The sequence below is a fragment of the Bradyrhizobium hipponense genome, assembly GCF_008123965.1.
GTDB classification, from domain to species: Bacteria; Pseudomonadota; Alphaproteobacteria; order Rhizobiales; family Xanthobacteraceae; genus Bradyrhizobium; species Bradyrhizobium hipponense.
On the sequence record NZ_VSTH01000014.1, the window covers coordinates 84,561 to 102,181 of the forward strand.

Here is a 17,621-nt window from a genome sequence, read left to right on the forward strand (position 1 = left end):
TCGAGATGAGCACCGCCCTCTTCGACCTTTCCGGCCGCACCGCACTCGTGACCGGCTCCTCCCGCGGCCTCGGACGCGCGATCGCCGAGGGCATGGCCAAGGCCGGCGCCAAGCTGATCATCAACGGCGTCGATCCCAAGCGCGTCGAGCAGGCCGTCGCCGAATTTCGCGCCGCCGGGCATCAAGCCGAAGGTGCCGCGTTCAACGTGACCGACGAGCCCGCGATCGTCGCTGCCTTCGAGAATTTCGACAGACAAGGCGTGGCGGTCGATATCGTCGTCAACAACGCCGGCATCCAGCACCGCAAGCCGCTGGTGGAGTTCACCACCGACGAATGGCGCAAGGTGATCGAGACCAACCTCACGAGTGCCTTTGTCATCGGCCGCGAAGCGGCCAAGCGCATGATCCCGCGCAAGCACGGCAAGATCATCAACATCGGCTCGCTTGGCAGCGAGCTTGCGCGTCCCACCATCGCGCCCTACACGGCCGCCAAAGGCGGCATCAAGAACCTGACCCGCTCGATGGCAGTGGAATGGGCCCAGCACGGCATCACGGCCAATGCGATCGGACCGGGCTATATGCTGACCGACATGAACGAGGCGCTGGTTAACAACACCGATTTCAACAACTGGCTGATGGGCCGCATCCCGTCCAAGCGCTGGGGCCGGCCGGACGAGCTGGTGGGCGCCGCGATCTTCCTGGCGTCCGATGCCTCGACCTATGTCAACGGCCAGATCATCTATGTCGACGGCGGCATGATCGCCGCGATGTAATCGCGAAGACCAAACGGAGCAAGCCATGCGCGCCGTCGTTATCCACGCACCGAAAGACCTGCGCATCGACAGCTATCCCGATGCGGCGCCCGCATCGGGCGAGGTCCGCGTCAAGATCGCCAATGGCGGCATCTGCGGCTCCGACCTGCATTACTACCATCACGGCGGTTTCGGCGTCGTGCGCATCCAGCAGCCGATGGCACTGGGGCATGAGATCGCCGGCGTGGTCGCCGCCGTCGGTGACGGCGTCACGAACGTGAAGCCGGGCACCCGCGTCGCAGTCAATCCGAGCAAGCCATGCGGCCAGTGCCTGCATTGCCAGGAGGGCATGCGCAACCAGTGCCTGGACATGCGCTTCCTCGGCAGCGCAATGCGCCTTCCGCATGTGCAAGGCGGCTTTCGCGAATTCCTCACGGTCGACGCCACGCAGGCCGTGCCGATCGCCGACAAACTGACGCTGGCGGAGGCCGCGGTCGCCGAGCCGCTCGCGGTGTGCCTGCATGCCGGCAAGCAGGCCGGTCCCCTGCTCGGCAAGCGCGTGCTGATCACCGGCTGCGGCCCGATCGGCGCACTGATGATCCTGGTCTCGCGCTTCGGCGGCGCCGCCGAGATTGTGGTAACCGATGTCGCTGAAGCGCCGCTCGCGGTCGCCAAAAGGCTCGGCGCCACGCACGCCATCAACGTCGCGACCAATGCCGCCGCGCTCGATCCCTGGCGCGCCGGCAAGGGCGTGTTCGACACGCTGTTTGAAGCCTCCGGCAACCAGGCTGCGCTACGCGCCGCGCTCGACGTGCTCCGCCCCGGCGCGACGCTGGTGCAGCTCGGCCTCGGCGGCGAGATGACGCTGCCGATCAATTCCATCGTCGCTAAGGAATTGCAGCTCCGCGGAACCTTCCGCTTCGACCCCGAATTCGAGCTCGCGGTGCGGCTGATGGGCGAAGGCCTGATCGACGTCAAGCCGCTGATCACGGCCACCATGCCGTTCGAGAATGCGGTCGCAGCGTTCGAGCTCGCCAGCGACCGCACCCAATCGATGAAGGTGCAGTTGACGTTCTGAGCGTCGGCCAGCGTTATTGGTTCTCGATCAGGCGATCCCTGACCAATCCCACCGCGCCGCGCTTCCAGGAATAGTCGGCGCCCATGCGCAAGCCACTGTCGCCGCGCGCGACGACTGCGCCGGTCCGCGCGTCGCGCACCTGAAAACCCACCGTATACTCCGTCCGGCTGACCCGTCGCACCACGCCGATCAGCGATTGATCAGCACCGAGCTTTCCGGCGATGGCCGCATCGCACCCGCCGCAATCGCGCAGGCTGCGGCTCCTTGCGGCGCCCTCGCCTGCGCCGCTGACGTCGACGATGCGGTAACGGCCGGATTGCGCGAGGGCGGCGCGCACGCCCGCCGTCGCTTCGTCCAGATAGGACACATCGGCGGCTGCGAGACCGGATGCAGGCGCCGCGGTGTTGTCGTCGAGCTCGAAATCGAACACCGCAAGCGCGACCGGCGCTGGTGCGGCGAGCGCTGCCAAGACCTCGCGGGACACGAAGATCTCCGCGCGTTCCCATGCTTCGTCGCTATCGCCGCGGAAGGTATAGAGCTTATCCATCACGACCTTTTTGGCCCCGGCGTCGATCACCGCAACCTTGGCCCATTGCACCAGTGTGCTCGTCTTCTGGATGCCGCCGATGATCTTGAACGCCGTCCGGTCCTGCACGGACGGTGCAAGCCGATAGCGCCCGTCGGCAGCGATGTGCCGGCGCAACGCGGCCATGAATGCGGCCAGCCGCCGCTCGTGGGCGCCGGTCTGGTTGGTGGGCTCTGCCGACGTGTCGGTATAGCTGAAATCGTCGATGACAACGCCGACACTGGCGTCGGCCGCCGCCGGCCAACGAGCCGCGGGGACGACGAGCAGGAGAATTGCAACAGGGACAAGAAGGGATCGACACATGTGCGGCCTCGCGGGTGGAAGGACCCCGACGCTAGGCTGGCGATGCGCGGCGTGCAGCTTCTCGCGTCCCGGCAACCGCCGGGAAAATTTCACGATCTTGCTCCCTGAGCGCCGGCGGCGCTTTCCGGCCGTGCCGTTCTGCCGTTTAATGTCGCCGCGGACCAAGATCATCCGCGCAGGAGGCCCGCCGATGTGGAACCACCTGAAGCCCGACCTGAAGCTCCGCCTGACGTTGCGCGTTGCGGCCATTTCCACCCTCTGCTTCGCGGCGATCTCGGCCTATTTCCTGGTCGAGGCCGATCGATCCGTGCACACCCGGATCGACGCGATCGCCGGTCTCGCCGCGCGAACGCTGGAGCTGCAACAAAACAAGATTCAGTGGGTGAACCATCCCCGCGCCGAATTTCCAGACCTGGACAACGTCGCAGCCTCGGTCATGGCGCCGGGTCTTTGTCTTGCGTTTCGCGCCGGCAACGGCGACACCGTCCAGCGATTCTGCGGCGGCGCATCCGGCACCACCGGCCATCCGCCGCAAGCCTTCGTCACGCTCTATCGCAAACTGTTTGATCCTGGCCGCGAAGCCACACATGCCGTGACTGTCCGCGGCACCATGATCGGCGAGGCCGTCGCCTGGATCGATCCGGCCGTGCAGACAGCCGAGGCTTGGCACGACGCCGGCCGCCTGATTGCGGCGCTTGCAATCGTCCTGCCGCTGTTGTGCGTGCTCGTCTATGCGGCGCTGGCGCGTGCGCTGCGTCCGACCCGGATCATCCGCGACGGCCTCGAACGGATGGCCACCGACGATCTCACGGCGCGGCTGCCGCCATTCGAACTCGCTGAGCTCTCGGCCATCGGCGAGGTCTTCAACCATCTCGCCGAACGTCTCTCCACTACGCTTGCCGAACGCAGCGAGCTCACCCGCCGGCTGATCGTGGTGCAGGACGAGGAGCGGCGGCATCTGGCGCGCGAACTGCACGACGAGTTCGGACAATCTCTTGCCGCCATCCGCGCCCTCGCCGCATCGGCGCACCAGACCGCAGCGCAGGACTGTCCCGCCCTGCTACCGGAATGCGACGGCATCTCGCGGACCGCGACCGGCATGATGGAGACGCTGCGCGGCGCCCTGTTCAGGCTGCGGCCGCCCGACGTCGACGAGCTTGGCCTGGTCGCGAGCCTCGAAGGCCTGGTTGCGGGCTGGAACGGCCGCAGCCGCGGCCAGCCCCGCTTCGAGTGCCGGTTTGACTGCGCGCTCGAGAGCCTGCCCGCCGCGGTCGGCGCCGGGCTCTACCGCATCGTGCAGGAGGCCCTCACCAACGCAGCCAAGCATGCCTGCGCCACGCGGGTCACGCTGGAGCTGACCGCCCGCGATGCTGCAGCCCAGGGCGATCGTACCATCGAGCTTTACATCGCCGATGACGGCCGGCCGGGCGATACGGCCGTGACGGCGGGGATGGGCCTGCTCGGGATGCGCGAGCGTGTCGCCGCGCTTGGTGGCCGGCTCAGCTTCGAGACCGGGGCGGACCGGGGGGCGACGCTGCACGTCGTCATTCCCGCATCGGTCCATCCCACCGTCATGGAGCGAGCCGCATGAATGGCACCGATTGCGCGATCATGCTGGTCGACGATCACGCCGTCGTCCGCGAAGGCTATCGCTCGGTGTTGCAGAAGCAGCCCGGCCTGCGCGTCGTGGCCGAGGCCTGCGACGGAGCCGAGGCCTACCGCCTGTTCAAATCGGCCAAACCCGATCTCGTGATCATGGATCTGAGCATGCCCGGCATCGGCGGGATCGAGGCGGTCAGGCGGATCCGGCAGTGGGACAAGGCCGCGAAGATCCTGGTCTTCACCATGCACCAGAACGCCGGCTTTGCCGTGCAGGCGATCCGCGCCGGCGCCAGGGGCTATGTCACCAAGACCAGCCCGCCGGAAACGCTGGTGCGCGCGGTCATGGACGTGCTCGCGGGCAAGATCGCCATCAGTCCCGACATCGACCATGAGTTGGCGCTGAGCCGGCTCAGCGGCGAAAGCTCCGCCGCCGACGTGCTTACCGCACGCGAGTTCGAAGTGCTGCGCCTATTGCTCGCCGAACGGAGCACCGACGAGATCGCCGAAACGCTTCACGTCAGCCCGAAGACCGTCGCCAACCTGCACTCGCTGATCAAGGACAAGCTCGGCGTCGGTTCGGACATCGAGCTGGTCCGGCTCGCACTGCGCCAGGGTCTCCTGACCCAGGTCGATCTGGGCGAGGCCTGAAGCGCACGGGTCAGGCCAGATAGCGCGTGAGATAGCCTTCCATCGCGTAGAGCGCGCACAGCGCCAGGCTCGACCACACCGCGGCGCTGAAATACAGGAACATCCAGGTCAGTTCGCCCTTCCAGTGCGCGACGTCGTGGGTCACCACCCAGCGCGTGCTGACGTCGTGAAGCCCTTCGAGGAAGCCGAGCAGCCTGTTGCCCTCGGCATGCCCTGCCCGCCAGCGGCCGAGATACATCGGCACGTCGACGGTGACGAGAAAGGCGAGGAAGCAGGCGATGCCGACGATGCCGGCGCTGAGCGCCCAGCGCACCGGTCCCTGAAATTCCGGCATCAGACGGCACAGCGCAATTCCGACCAGGAAGAAGGTCACCGCCCACAGCGAATTCTCGATCGCGTTGAAGAGATAATTGGTGGTCAGCACCGCGTACCAGGAGAAGCACTCCGCGATGATGATCACGGGCACGATGACGAGGGCGATGTTCACCGTGGTTTCGGCACCGGCCATGGTGCCGAGCTGATGTAGGATGATGGCCCATTGCGCGGCGAAGCACACTTCGGCGACCGTCGCGACGGAGCGGCCGACGAACACGCTCGATAGCCAGGTGTCGAACAGGCAGATGCGCTGCACATCGGCGCGCGGCAGGAACGAACGGAAGGCGCAGCCGAACACATAGCCGGCGCAGAGCAGCAGCATCACACCCATCGCGGGCGCCGCACCGAGGCTGCCGCTGACGGGCTGATAGAACTCCCGGTACAGCATGAACCAGACAAGGATATTGACGTTGCTGACAAGCGTCAGGGACCCCCACCACCACGCGAGGGGATTTGACCGCGCCTGCCACTGCAACATGATTAGCTCCGCTGTAATCGATTTGACACGTCGTCGTAACAATCCTGTCACAGGCCGCTAGGGAATCACGACAAAAATTTGTGTGCGGCGGGCTCCTCATGGGCTCCTGTGCGTGCGAGGCCTCCCGCTTCGTCCGCATAGTGGACGAAACTACATATTATGTGAATCTATTGGACAAGAAGCCCAGCCGGGTTCATGAAGTCCGCATGGCTCAAACCGCCCCCAACTTGCTCCACGCCTCCTCGTCCGCCGCCGCGGTGCTGGCCGCGAGTGCCGATAACGCCGCTTTCGCGACGACGCTGGCAAAAGGCCTCGTGGTGCTCGAAGCCTTCAAGGCCGGGACGACGCTGCTCGGCAACATGGAGCTGTCGAGGCTGACGGGGATTCCGCGGCCGACGGTGGCGCGGCTGACGCACACGCTGGCCGAGCTCGGCTATCTCCGCTACGACGCCGAACGCTCGAAATACCGCGTCGGCGCGCGAGCTTTGCGGATGGCGCATCCGCTGCTCGCCGACATGCAATTTCGCCAGGTTGCGCGGCCCATGATGCAGGAGCTGGCGCAGAGCGTGCGGGGCACGGTCTCGATCGGCCTGCTCGACGGCACATCAATGATCTATGTCGAGACCGCGCGCTCCGGCGACGTCGGCCCACACGTGCCCGACATCGGCATGCCCATTCCCGTCGTGATCACTGCGATGGGCCGCGCCGCCGCGGCGACCTTGCCGCCGGCTGATGCCGCATCGCTCGAACAGCGCATCGAGGCCGAGGACGCCGAGCTGTGGTCGGCCTTCCGTGACAAATACCGCGCTGGACTCGCGCAATGCGCAAGCCGCGGGTTCTGCACCTGCTGGGGCGAATACATGGCCTCGATCCACGCCGTCGCCGCACCGCTGTTTCACGCGGGCGGAACCAGGCAGTCATTCTCGATCAATTGCGGCATCCCTGCGTTCCGGCTTCAGCCCGGACAGTTGGAGGGCGAGATCGGCCCGCGCATCGCGGCCCTTGCCGACGGCATCCGCGCCATCGTCAGTGCGGCGGAGCCTGCGATCGGGACACGCAAGCAAAACAAGAAGGGAGCCAGGACATGAACAAGAAGTTCGGCACCCCGCGCCTGGGAGGCCATCATGACCATTACGCGCCGAATATTGCTGGGCACCCTCGCCTTTTCCTTTTCCGGACTGCCATTCTCGGCACGCGCTGAGGAGGCCTGGCCGTCGCGCATGGTACGGCTGATCTCGCCTTACGGGCCCGGCGGATCCAACGACATCTCGCTGCGCCTTCTCGCCGAAGAGTTCGGCCGCAGCCTGCACCAGCAATTCATCGTCGAGAACAAGCCAGGCGCCGGCACGCGCATTGCCAACGATCTGGCCGCGCATGCGCCGGGCGACGGCTACACCATTCTCTATGTCGCAGCGCCCTACGCCACCGCCGAAGCGCTGTTCGGCAAGCTGACCTACGACCGCAAGGATCTTCAGCCCGTTGCCATGACGGTGATCGCACCGCTGTTCCTGATCATCAGCGCGGACGCACCATTCAAGACGCTTGCGGAGTTGATCGCCTATGGCAAGTCCAAGCCGGACGGGCTGACCTTCGCCTCGCCCGGGGCGGGCTCGCAGCCGCATCTGGCCGGCGAGCTCCTGTTCAGGGACGCTGGCGTCAAGGGCCTCAACATTCCCTTCCGCGGCGACGCCGCCTCCTACACCGAGCTGCTCGCCGACCGCGTCGACGCCACGCTGACGGCGCTGCCGACCGCGCTGCCCTACATCCAGAGCGGCAAGTTCATCGTGCTCGGCGTCGCCTCGCCAGAGCGGAGCGCGCTCTATCCGCAGGCGCCGACCCTGCGCGAACAAGGCTTTCCCAACGTGGCCGCCGCCGGTTGGTACGGCTTCATGGCGCCCTCCACGACGCCGCGCGCGATCATCGACAAGCTGGAGGCCGAAGTTTTGCGCGCCCTCGCCAATCCCGCGGTCAAGGACAAGCTGACCGCCCAGGGCCTCGAGGTGCGCGCCGGCACCGCCGCCGAATTCGGCCAGTTCATCGACAACGAGACACGCAAATGGACCGGGCTGATCCGGGAGGCGGGCCTCAAGGGGGAGTGAAGAAGAAGTGTGAACGCGCGGCGTGAGAAACGTGGATGCCCGGGACAAGCCCGGGCATGGCGGCGGAGAGCGTGGGTCATCTTTTCATCCCGCTAACATACGCAGCGAGCTTGTCCAACGTCTCATAGCCGTATTCGACGGCTCCAAAACCGATCATGCCGTCGCGCTGAGCCGTGGTGGAGGCCAACTGCCGCATCATCAGCACGGTCTTGCCGTTGCTCTGCTCGGCGAACGTGACGGTGAAGCGAAACAGGCCGGGATCATCGTCCTGGTCGGCGCCGTGATCCATTTCCATCAGTGACGGCCGCTCGATGCGGCGGAAGCGCATGCGGTTCGGATAGACCGTGCCGTCGGGCCCGATCATGTTGAAGCGCCAGACGCCGCCGACCCGCACGTCGATCTCGAGAGTCTCGATCTTGAATCCCTTCGGCCCGAACCATTGCGGCAGATGTTTCGGGTCCGACCAGGCCTCGAACACCAGTTCGCGCGGCGCGTCGATCACGCGCGACATCACGATCTCGCGGTCGAGCGACCATTGGGACAAAGCCGGGTTGGCAGAACTCGTCATCATTTGGCACCTTTCCGTTTGCTGGCTCGGGACGGCCGTTTGGCGGCCGCCCCCTCCTTTTCCTTCTTCAGCTTCATCACGTAAGCCTCGAATCGGTCGAGCCGCGCCTCCCAGGTCGCGCGCTGTTGCTGGAACCAGTCTTCTGCGCCGACAAGGGCGTCCGGACTGAGACGGCAAGTGCGGACGCGGCCGGACTTCTCCGACTGGACGAGCCCGCTCGTCTCCAGTACGTGGATGTGTTTCATGAAGCTCGGCAGCGCCATCTCGAAGGGATCGGCAAGCTCGCCGACCGACGCCTCGCCCGCGCACAGCCGCATCACGATCGCCCGCCGCGTAGGGTCGGCGAGCGCGGAAAAGATCTGGTCGAGTCCGGATAATTGGTTAGCCATGAAGCTAACTATACACTCGTCGCGATGGGCGTCAATAATCATTAGCTTGTAGGCTAAGTAATTTTCATCAGCCGGTGTGCGGAACCAGAACGCGCAATCGTGAATTGGGAGACCGCGCTCTTCTCGCTAAAATCCTCCCCGGGGGCGTCGCATCGATCGTCAGAGCACGTGCCGCCAATTGTCATCTCATCGCAAATCAGCCGCCGGACACTTGCCCGGGCCGCGCTCATTCCGTTCGCAATCGCGCTTGCCCGGCCGCACCGCGCATCGGCGGATTCCGACATGATCGCGCAGATGCGCGACATCGTCGCCGCGGAACTGGCGCCGACGGCGACGTCGGCCCATCCGGGCGGCCTCTCCGCCGCGCTTTATGCCGGCCGCCATGTCGAATTCTTCAATTACGGATTCGCTGACGACGCCAGCAAACGGCCGGTGACGCCGGACACGCTGTTCAACCTCGCCTCCTTGCGAAAGCCGTTCGAGGCGACGCTGGTGGCGCTCGGCACGCTGCGCGGCGAGCTGCGGCTGGACGATCCCCTGCCGAAACACCTACCCGAACTCACGGGCGACCATATCCGCCGCGTCACAATCGGCGAGCTCGCCACACACACATCAGGACTGCTGCTGCCGACCGACTATCCGCCCTGGCCGAACGATGCGTTCACCCGCGCGCAATTCATCGATATGCTCAATGCCTGGACGCCGCCTGCAGGCGTCGCGCCCGGCAAGCAGCGCATCTACACACATGCCGGCTACGTGCTGCTCCAGCTCGTGCTCGAACGCTGCTACCGCGCGCCGATCGCATCGCTGATCGAGCAACGTATCCTCCGGCCGCTCGACATGACTGCGACTTACGTCCCCGAGCGCGGTGCGGACGACCGCGCAGTGATGGACGAAGCCTGGATGCAGCGTGTCGTCCAGGGCTATTCCGGCCAGGGTACCGCGACCGGTCCGCGCGGCAACCAGCAGAGCTATTTCGATTTCCCCGGCACCGGCCAGATGTTTTCATGTGCGCGGGATCTCGCAACATTCGTGGCGGCCTGCGTCGACGGCCGATCGGTCGAGCCGCATTTGCGCGAGGCGCTGCGGATGACGCAGCACGAGGCCTTCCGCGTCGACGAGAAATTCGGACAAGGCATGGCCTTCGAGACCGTGCATCTTCCCGGCGTCACAGTTGTCGACAAGCCGGGCGGGCTGAACAACGCCACAGGGTATCTCGGCCTCGTGCCGGCACGGCGGATCGGCATCGTGCTGCTCGCCAATCGCGGCGAATATCCGCACGAGATCGCGCGCTACAAGATCCTGCCCGCACTGGCGCATCTTGTGGCGTCACACGCAGGATGAGTTCAAAACAGAAGGCCTCTTCAAGACGGAAAGCCCTGGCTGAGCCAGGGCTTTCCGCGCCAGGACGAAACGGGATGGCGATCAGTATCTTGCGACGACCGGTCCGCCGAACTTGTAGTTCACGCCGACGCGCACGATGTTCGACCTGAGATCGACCGAGTGGGTGTAGACGTTGCTCGGAGATGGCACAGCACCCGCGAACGTCATGAGATTGGTGCTGGTCGCCGTGGTGCGGCCGAGATCCACATAGAGGTATTCGGCCTTGAGCGACCAGCCGCCGCCGAACGCATATTCGGTGCCGACACCTGCGGTCCAGCCGAGGCGCGTATCGCGGATCGCGGCCGATTCCGTCGCCGCGGAGAACGTGTCGGTGAAGTTGAAATTGCCCCTCACCTCGGCGATTGCCACGCCACCCGTGGCGTAGACCAGCCAGGTCGGAGCCGCGAGGAAGCCGATGCGGCCGCGGATGGTGGCGAGCCAGTCGGCCGAGACCTGCGAGGACACCGTGAAACCGGTGGGCGCACAGCAGGGATAGACGCCCGAGCCCGTCGCGCTGCCCTTGAAGCCGAAATAATTGATGTCGCCTTCGAGGCCGAGCACGGCGTTGTTGAGTTGCCAGTTGTAGCCGGCGGTGAAGCCGCCGGTCGCGCTGGAGCTGTTGATGCGCTGGGCGCCGACCGCCGCAATGGCAGGAACGCTGGAGGTCGCGAAATAGCCGGCGGGATCGAACACGGTCGACGTGGTCGGGTCTGCGCTGCCCCATTGTCCGCCGACATTGGCGCCGACATAGAAGCCGGTCCAGTTGTAGGCCGGCGCCATCATCGGCGCCTTGGTGTAGCGCGCCGCCAAATCCGCAGCGGACACGGACGCCGTGCCCAGGACAACCGATGCGACCGCCAGCAAAAACTTCTTCATTCCAATCTCCAAGCCCTACGCGATCGATCTCGCGTTTTCGAATGCCCGCGGGTGGGAACCATCCGGCGCAGACTGGGGATAGGCGGCGCACCGCCTCCCGTCTTGGACTGCGGCGAAGTTCGTAGGGACTGTGATGCAGTATGCGGTCCACCGGCTGCGAAAGGTATCAAGTGTGACCCAAGCGCCACGCATCCCGCTCGCCGCAGCACGGGGCAGCGGCGCACAACGCACGTTCGTATCGCGCCACAACAAGCGCGTGAGCATGGAGGATCAAATCTTCCCAACGGCGCTCAGACCGAACGCGTCAGTCCGCCGTCGACGCGGATGTTCTGGCCGGTGATGTAGGCCGCGCCATCCGAGGCGAGGAACGCGACCGTCGCCGCGATCTCCTCGACCTTGCCGTAGCGCCTCATCGGCACGCTGTCGCGGCGGGCCTCTGTCTGCGGCAGGCTGTCGATCCAACCCGGCAGCACGTTGTTCATGCGGACGTTGTCGGCGGCATAATTGTCCGTGAAGATCTTCGTGAACGCGGCCAGCCCTGCCCGGAACACCGCCGAGGTCGGAAACATCGCGCTCGGCTCGAACGCCCAGGCGGTCGAGATGTTGATGATTGCCCCGGCCTTTTGCGTCTGCATCACCGGCGTCACCAGCCGCGTCGGACGAATCACGTTGAGCAGATAGGTGTCGAGCCCGGTGTGCCACTGCTCGTCGGTGATCTCGGTGATCGGTGCGCGCGGGCCGTGACCGGCGCTGTTGACGAGCACGTCGATATGACCCCACTTCGCCAGCGCACCGTCGACGAGGCGCTTCAGATCGTCATTCGACTTGTTGGAGCCGGTGACGCCGATCCCGCCAAGCTCGGTGGCCAGCGCCTCGCCCTTGCCGGATGACGACAGGATCGCGACGCGAAAGCCGTCGGCCGCGAGCCGCCGCGCAACCCCCGCTCCCATGCCGCTGCCGCCTGCGGTGATGAGTGCGACTTTCTCTGTTGCCATGACCGATGATCCCTTGCGATGGAGTTGAGGCGAGCCGCAGGCCCGGCCTATCATGAGGCCTTCTACAGCCAGGCTTGTCGGCAGGTCCACCGTCGAAGGCATCCGTCATGAGTGATTTGCAGATCCGCAACCTTCGCCCAGAGGAGATTTCCCTCGCCGTCGACTGGGCTGCCGCCGAAGGCTGGAATCCGGGCCTTGCGGATGCGGCCTGCTTCGCGATCCCCGATGCGCAGGGCTTCTTCGTCGGTGAGATCGACGGCGAGGCGGTGGCGACCGTCTCCTGCGTCAACTACGATGATCGCTTCGCCTTCCTCGGCTTCTACATCGTGCGCACAGCGTTTCGCGGCGCGGGTCACGGCGTGCGCATCTGGAACGCGGCGATTGCGCATGCGGGGTCCCGCGTGATCGGGCTCGACGGCGTCGTGGCGCAGCAGGACAATTACAGGAAATCCGGCTTCCAGCTTGCTTACGCTAATATCCGCTATGGCGGCGCCATTGCGGCACCATCTCTACCGCCGCCTACCGACATCGTCGCGCTGGACAAAATACCGTTCGCCATGGTGGAGACGGATGACGCGACCGTCTTCCCGGCCCCGCGCATCGCCTTCCTACGTGCCTGGATCAATGCGCCCGGCCATCACGGCCGTGCGCTGCTGCGCGACGGCAAGCTCGCTGGATGGGGCGTGATCCGCCAGTGCCGGACAGGCCACAAGATCGGCCCGCTCGTCGCCGACGACCGCGCGGCAGCAGAGCCGGTCGTGCAGGCCTTGCTGGCAAGCGCGGGCAGCGGCGAGATCTTCCTCGATGTCCCCGCCGTCAACCGCGAGGCAATCGCACTTGCGGAGTCGTTCGGACTGAAGCCGGTGTTCGAGACGGCACGGATGTACACCGCAGCGGCCCCGCCGCTGCGGATCGACCGCGTCTTCGGCGTGACCAGCTTTGAGCTGGGCTAGCGAATACGCCGCTCAGTAGCAGCGCATGATGTTGACGGTGTGCTCACCGCCGCCGCGGCCGGGCACCGTCACAGACTCGGTGGGACAGGTCGGCACATAGGGACGATCGGACGGTACGACGTTCGGCGGGAAGCGATGCGTCCAGTCCCAGGGAACGTCGTAGGTATAGGTGTAGCGCACGTCGTTGGAGAGCGGCTGCCCTGCATCGGCGAAGGGCTGGCTGTAGCCCGCAGCGTCGTAGAAGAACCCGCCGCCGCCCGGCCAATACACCCACGGATTGTTCCGCCGGTGGAACCGGCTGCCCGGCGCGATCGCTGGGCGTGCCGCGGCCGGCGGTGCGGCAGCGGATACAACCCCATGCGGGGCGGCTGCGCCCGGTCTTGCAAAACTGTCGCTAGCGGCAAGAAGCAGCACGACCACGCTGAGCGAGGCGAGTAACGCCCCATGCATTCTATAAGTCATGATACGCACCAACTCGTTGGCTACAAGGCAAGCTCCCCGAGGGCACGCTAGGCCGGGCCGTCAGGGCCCGGCAAACATATAATTAATTATTGGTTAAGACCCAGTCTTAACGCGACCTGCGACAGGCAGGCTTCTCTAGCGGTCACGAGAGAATGCGGAACGGAGCGGTCCCCGCTATGAGTCCATGCAGCCGCACGTGCGCCAATCATCCCACGCCTAGCTCGACGCGGGGCGATGTCGGCCCTGAAGGCAACAACAATGGTACGCTGACCGGCATCTACCGCAACTGGTAGAGGTTCGACTGAACTGACAGGACCCGCCGCTCCAAAGAACGGCGGGTTCTCTCCCCAGCCGCTCTTGCATGACGACCCGCCCCTGTAACAAGACTGTCATGCAGCAAAACTAAACGATGGCGGGGGCCGCGGTTGGCCGCCGAGCCGCCTCACCGCAGGGAGAGATTTAATGCGCCGTTCACTGGTGTTGCTGTCCGCCGGACTGACAGTGCTGTCCACCGGACTTTGCGCAGGACTTGCCTCCGCCCAGAACAACACGCCCCGTAACCTGATCCTGTTCATCCCAGACGGGCTGCGCGCCCTGAAGGTCACCCCCGAGGCGGCGCCGGCGATGGCCGAGGTCCGCGACAAGGGGGTCAATTTCAAGAACCCGCATTCGCTGTTCCCTACCTTCACCATGGCCAACGGCTCGGCGATGTCGACCGGACACTATCTCGGCGACACCGGCGTGTTCTCCAACACGATCTGGACCAATTACACCTCCGTCCCCGCCGGCGACACCGTCGTCCCCTTCATCGAGAACGACGCCGTGCTCGGCGACATCGACGAGCATTTCAAAGGCGACTATCTCAACGAGGAAACCATCCTGAAGCTGGCTCGCGACAAGGGATTCAGCACCGCCGCGCTGGGCAAACATGGCCCGACCTATCAGTTCGACCACACCGACAAGCCTGAAAAGGCCGGCCTGCATTCGCTCGTGTTCGACGATGCCACCGGCGGCAAGAACGGCGTCGCGCTGTCGGACGAGGTGAAGGCAGCCCTGACCAAGGCCGGCCTTCCCCTCGCCACCCCGCCGCGCGGCGACAACAGCAAGGCGGGCGACGCCAAGACGCCCGGCACCACGGTCGCCAACGTCGCGCAGCAGGCCTATTTCGCCGATGTCGCCACCAAGGTGGTGCTGCCGATGTTCAAGGCACGCAACAAGCCATTCGTGCTGGTGTTCTGGTCGCGCGACCCTGATGGCACCCAGCATAACCAGGGCGACAGCCTCAACCAGATCAAGCCGGGCATCAACGGTCCGAGCACGATGGCGAGTATCAAGAACGCCGACGACAATCTTGCCCAGCTGCGCAAGGCCTTGGACGAGCTCGGCCTTGCGGCGAGCACGAACATCATGATCCAGGCTGACCACGGCTTCTCGACCATCTCCAAGGAGAGCAAGACCAGCCCCTCGGCCAAGGTCAGCTATGACGACACGCCGAACGATTTTCTGCCGATGGGCTTCCTGGCGCTTGATCTGGCCAAGGCGCTCGACCTGCCGCTGTTCGACCCCAACGACAAGAACGCGAAGATTGAAGGCAACAAGCACCCCAAGGCCGGCAACGGCGTGCTCGGCAAGGATCCGACCAAGCCCGACCTCGTTGTCGCCACCAATGGCGGCTCGGATCTGATCTACCTGGCCAACAAGGACAAGAAGCTAGCGGCCAGGACCATCAGGGCGTTGCTCGAGCAGGACTACGTCTCCGGCCTGTTCGTCGACGACCAGCTCGGCCGCTTTTCCGGCACCCTGCCGCTGTCGAGCATCAATTTGCGCGGCAAGGCGGCGACGCCGACGCCGGCGATCGTCGTCAACTTCCGCTCCTATGCCAGCGACTGCGGCGAGGCGCCGACCAACTGCTCGGTGCAAGTCGCCGACACCGTGCTGCGACAGGGCCAGGGCATGCATGGCAGCTTCAGCCGCGGCGACACCATGAACTTCATGGCCGCGATCGGACCGGACTTCAAAGCCGGCTTCGTCGACGAGTTGCCGGTCAGCAATGCCGACGTCGGCATGACCGCCGCTCAGCTGATGGGTCTGCGCGCCTCACACAACGGCAGCCTCGTCGGCCGGGTGATGTCGGAGGCCCTGCCCAACGGCATCCTGCCGAAGGCGTACAAGGCCGTGGAGAAGTCGAGGATGTCCGAGAACGGTCTTCAGACCGTGCTCAACGTCCAGCGCGTCGGCAGCCAGCGCTATTTCGACGCCGCCGGCTTTCCCGGACGCACGCTCGGGCTCGAGCCGGACGCAGGCAAACAAAAAACGGCGGGGAAATAACCCCGCCGCTTTCTCGCGCCCTCAAAAGAGACGAGATAATCTCACATTCCAATGTCGAACACGTTCGGCAATTGGCCCGCCAGAGGCAGCGCGGTGGCGCCGAGGAAGGTCGCCACCATCGCCATCAGGCGACGGTTGTTCTGGCGCTTGCCGCGCATCTGGCCCGCGATCCACTCCAGCATCTCGGTGTTGACCTTGGAGGCATAGGCCGGCGCCCAACTCTCGATATCGGACTCTGCCGACAGCGCGACGCTGCGCGGCGGCACCTTCAGGCCCGACGCGCTCGCGGCATAGTGGGCGACCGCCTTGGTCAGCAAATCGTCGAACCGGCCGCCATCGGTACGCTCGGTCGCGGCCTCGTTGATCTCGAACAGCGTCTCGGCTTCGGCGCGGCTGACCGGCTGATCGTTGACGGCTGTGGCCGTCAGGATGCGGGCGCACCAGGCGGTATCGTCGGCATCGAGCGAACGGGAAAAGTGCACCCGGCCCTTGGTGGTCGGGCCCTCGCCCGTGATCACGCCGTCGCGCACGATGGTGAGTGCATGGGCCGCGGTATCACGGCAGGACGGTTCGAGGGACGGCGACTGGGCGGGCGAGTCTTGGGACTTCGGCACTGCGGCAGACATAGTTCACTTCCAGATTTCTTCTGATCGACCAGCATTTTCATGCGGGCGTAAAGGGGTGGTTAACGATTCGATACGGGGATCGCGACTTTTTCCAATGGTTGCCAATTGGTCGCTATCAGGACCATTTGGGTTCCATCAAACGCCGGGCGAGCGTGATGCGGGTCATAAAAGGCTTTATCGGGGCAATCGAGACCGTGTGGCTCCGGTGGGGGATGTTTCGCCGCACGCGCCCCTGCAACAGAAAGGTGCTAGAGAATCGGTCTTTCAGGGAAGGAATTCACATTTTACTTGAAGCGGTTCACTTGAGCGCGACGACACCCTATACTACCCGTGACGGTAAAATGTGAATTCATAAGCAAATTCAATGTGATGAGGCAGAACCATGACACTCCCGATTGGCGCCACCGCCCCCGACTTCGAAGCTGAGACCACCGAAGGGAAGATCAAGTTCCATGACTGGATCGGCAACAGCTGGGCGCTTCTCTTCTCGCATCCGAAGGACTTCACGCCGGTTTGTACGACGGAACTCGGCGCGCTTGCCAAGCTGAAGCCTGAATTCGACAAGCGCGGCGTCAAGCTGATGGGCCTCTCGGTCGATCCGGTTGACCGCCATTCCAAATGGTCGGAGGACATCAAGGAGACGCAAGGTGCCGCCCCGAATTATCCGATGATCGGCGATACCGACTTCAACGTCTCGAAGCTCTACGAGATGCTGCCGGCCTCGACCTCGGGCGATCCCCTCACCCGCACGCCGGCCGACAACCAGACCGTCCGCAACGTCTTCGTCATCGGGCCGGACAAGAAGATCAAGCTGGTGCTGGTCTATCCGATGACCACGGGCCGGAATTTTCAGGAAATCCTGCGCGCCATCGACTCGCTCCAGCTCACCGCCAAGCATCGCGTCGCAACGCCGGCCGACTGGTCGCAGGGCGAGGACGTCATCATCGCGGGCTCGGTCTCCAACGACGAGGCCAAGACGATCTATCCGCAGGGCTGGAAGGAGCCGAAGCCCTACATCCGGATCGTGCCACAGCCGAAGTGACGTCTGGCAGTTGCCTCTGGCAGCCGCCAAAGTGATCCTGGGGCGCGCGAAGCACGAACCCGGGATGTCGAGATCCCC

General features: G+C 65.0%; 18 protein-coding genes. 10 read left to right on the forward strand and 8 right to left on the reverse strand.

Going from position 1 to position 17,621, the window contains the following annotated elements:
- Positions 1-5 precede the first annotated feature (5 nt).
- Positions 6-773, forward strand: coding sequence for an SDR family oxidoreductase (locus tag FXV83_RS03235; RefSeq protein WP_148737707.1), 768 nt, complete (start codon positions 6-8; stop codon positions 771-773).
- A 25-nt stretch (positions 774-798) separates the two neighbouring features.
- Positions 799-1,830, forward strand: coding sequence for an L-idonate 5-dehydrogenase (locus tag FXV83_RS03240; RefSeq protein ID WP_148737709.1), 1,032 nt, complete (start codon positions 799-801; stop codon positions 1,828-1,830).
- Between the two features lie 13 nt (positions 1,831-1,843).
- Here FXV83_RS03240 and FXV83_RS03245 read toward each other — a convergent pair whose 3' ends face one another.
- A complete protein-coding gene (locus FXV83_RS03245; RefSeq protein WP_187435623.1) occupies positions 1,844-2,719 on the reverse strand; it encodes a DUF3280 domain-containing protein in 876 nt (291 codons plus the stop codon).
- A gap of 190 nt (positions 2,720-2,909) precedes the next feature.
- On the opposite strand from FXV83_RS03245, the gene FXV83_RS03250 reads away from it, so the two are divergent.
- The gene (locus FXV83_RS03250; RefSeq protein ID WP_148737713.1) at positions 2,910-4,310 is read left to right on the forward strand and encodes a sensor histidine kinase; all 1,401 of its coding nucleotides are present in this window, start codon (positions 2,910-2,912) and stop codon (positions 4,308-4,310) included.
- Complete coding sequence (locus FXV83_RS03255; protein WP_148737715.1) at positions 4,307-4,969, forward strand: response regulator; 663 nt, start codon at positions 4,307-4,309, stop codon at positions 4,967-4,969. The genes FXV83_RS03250 and FXV83_RS03255 overlap by 4 nt, the downstream gene beginning before the upstream one ends.
- Before the next feature lie 10 nt (positions 4,970-4,979).
- Here FXV83_RS03255 and FXV83_RS03260 read toward each other — a convergent pair whose 3' ends face one another.
- Positions 4,980-5,822: a hypothetical protein gene (locus tag FXV83_RS03260; protein ID WP_148737717.1), complete on the reverse strand. Its 843-nt coding sequence runs from the start codon at positions 5,820-5,822 to the stop codon at positions 4,980-4,982.
- A 206-nt stretch (positions 5,823-6,028) separates the two neighbouring features.
- On the opposite strand from FXV83_RS03260, the gene FXV83_RS03265 reads away from it, so the two are divergent.
- Together FXV83_RS03265 and FXV83_RS03270 are read left to right on the forward strand one after the other, a co-directional pair.
- A complete protein-coding gene (locus FXV83_RS03265) occupies positions 6,029-6,910 on the forward strand; it encodes an IclR family transcriptional regulator (protein ID WP_148737719.1) in 882 nt (293 codons plus the stop codon).
- A 36-nt stretch (positions 6,911-6,946) separates the two neighbouring features.
- On the forward strand, positions 6,947-7,921 hold the full coding sequence (locus tag FXV83_RS03270; protein ID WP_148737721.1) for a Bug family tripartite tricarboxylate transporter substrate binding protein: 975 nt from the start codon (positions 6,947-6,949) through the stop codon (positions 7,919-7,921).
- Between the two features lie 76 nt (positions 7,922-7,997).
- Here the strand turns inward: FXV83_RS03270 and FXV83_RS03275 are convergent, their stop codons facing one another.
- Entirely contained in the window at positions 7,998-8,489 is a 492-nt protein-coding gene (locus tag FXV83_RS03275; protein WP_187435652.1) for an SRPBCC family protein, read from the reverse strand.
- Positions 8,489-8,878, reverse strand: coding sequence for an ArsR/SmtB family transcription factor (locus FXV83_RS03280; RefSeq protein WP_148737725.1), 390 nt, complete (start codon positions 8,876-8,878; stop codon positions 8,489-8,491). The genes FXV83_RS03275 and FXV83_RS03280 overlap by 1 nt, the downstream gene beginning before the upstream one ends.
- Positions 8,879-9,160: 282 nt before the next feature.
- Between FXV83_RS03280 and FXV83_RS03285 the strand changes: the two genes are divergently transcribed.
- On the forward strand, positions 9,161-10,222 hold the full coding sequence (locus FXV83_RS03285) for a serine hydrolase (protein WP_187435624.1): 1,062 nt from the start codon (positions 9,161-9,163) through the stop codon (positions 10,220-10,222).
- 81 nt (positions 10,223-10,303) lie between these two features.
- Here FXV83_RS03285 and FXV83_RS03290 read toward each other — a convergent pair whose 3' ends face one another.
- Positions 10,304-11,137, reverse strand: a complete 834-nt coding sequence (locus FXV83_RS03290; protein ID WP_148737729.1) for an outer membrane protein — start codon at positions 11,135-11,137, stop codon at positions 10,304-10,306.
- 290 nt (positions 11,138-11,427) lie between these two features.
- Positions 11,428-12,132, reverse strand: coding sequence for an SDR family oxidoreductase (locus FXV83_RS03295; RefSeq protein WP_148737731.1), 705 nt, complete (start codon positions 12,130-12,132; stop codon positions 11,428-11,430).
- A 107-nt stretch (positions 12,133-12,239) separates the two neighbouring features.
- On the opposite strand from FXV83_RS03295, the gene FXV83_RS03300 reads away from it, so the two are divergent.
- Positions 12,240-13,085 carry a GNAT family N-acetyltransferase gene (locus FXV83_RS03300; RefSeq protein ID WP_148737733.1) on the forward strand — a complete coding sequence of 282 codons (846 nt, stop codon included), beginning with the start codon at positions 12,240-12,242 and terminating at the stop codon, positions 13,083-13,085.
- Between the two features lie 12 nt (positions 13,086-13,097).
- On the opposite strand, the gene FXV83_RS03305 is transcribed toward FXV83_RS03300, so the two are convergent.
- Positions 13,098-13,547, reverse strand: a complete 450-nt coding sequence (locus tag FXV83_RS03305; protein ID WP_187435625.1) for a hypothetical protein — start codon at positions 13,545-13,547, stop codon at positions 13,098-13,100.
- 462 nt (positions 13,548-14,009) lie between these two features.
- Between FXV83_RS03305 and FXV83_RS03310 the strand changes: the two genes are divergently transcribed.
- Entirely contained in the window at positions 14,010-15,875 is a 1,866-nt protein-coding gene (locus FXV83_RS03310) for an alkaline phosphatase family protein (RefSeq protein WP_148737737.1), read from the forward strand.
- Positions 15,876-15,916: 41 nt separating this feature from the next.
- On the opposite strand, the gene FXV83_RS03315 is transcribed toward FXV83_RS03310, so the two are convergent.
- The gene (locus tag FXV83_RS03315) at positions 15,917-16,501 is read right to left on the reverse strand and encodes a hypothetical protein (protein WP_187435626.1); all 585 of its coding nucleotides are present in this window, start codon (positions 16,499-16,501) and stop codon (positions 15,917-15,919) included.
- A 382-nt stretch (positions 16,502-16,883) separates the two neighbouring features.
- Between FXV83_RS03315 and FXV83_RS03320 the strand changes: the two genes are divergently transcribed.
- On the forward strand, positions 16,884-17,543 hold the full coding sequence (locus FXV83_RS03320) for a peroxiredoxin (protein ID WP_148737740.1): 660 nt from the start codon (positions 16,884-16,886) through the stop codon (positions 17,541-17,543).
- Positions 17,544-17,621 lie beyond the last annotated feature (78 nt).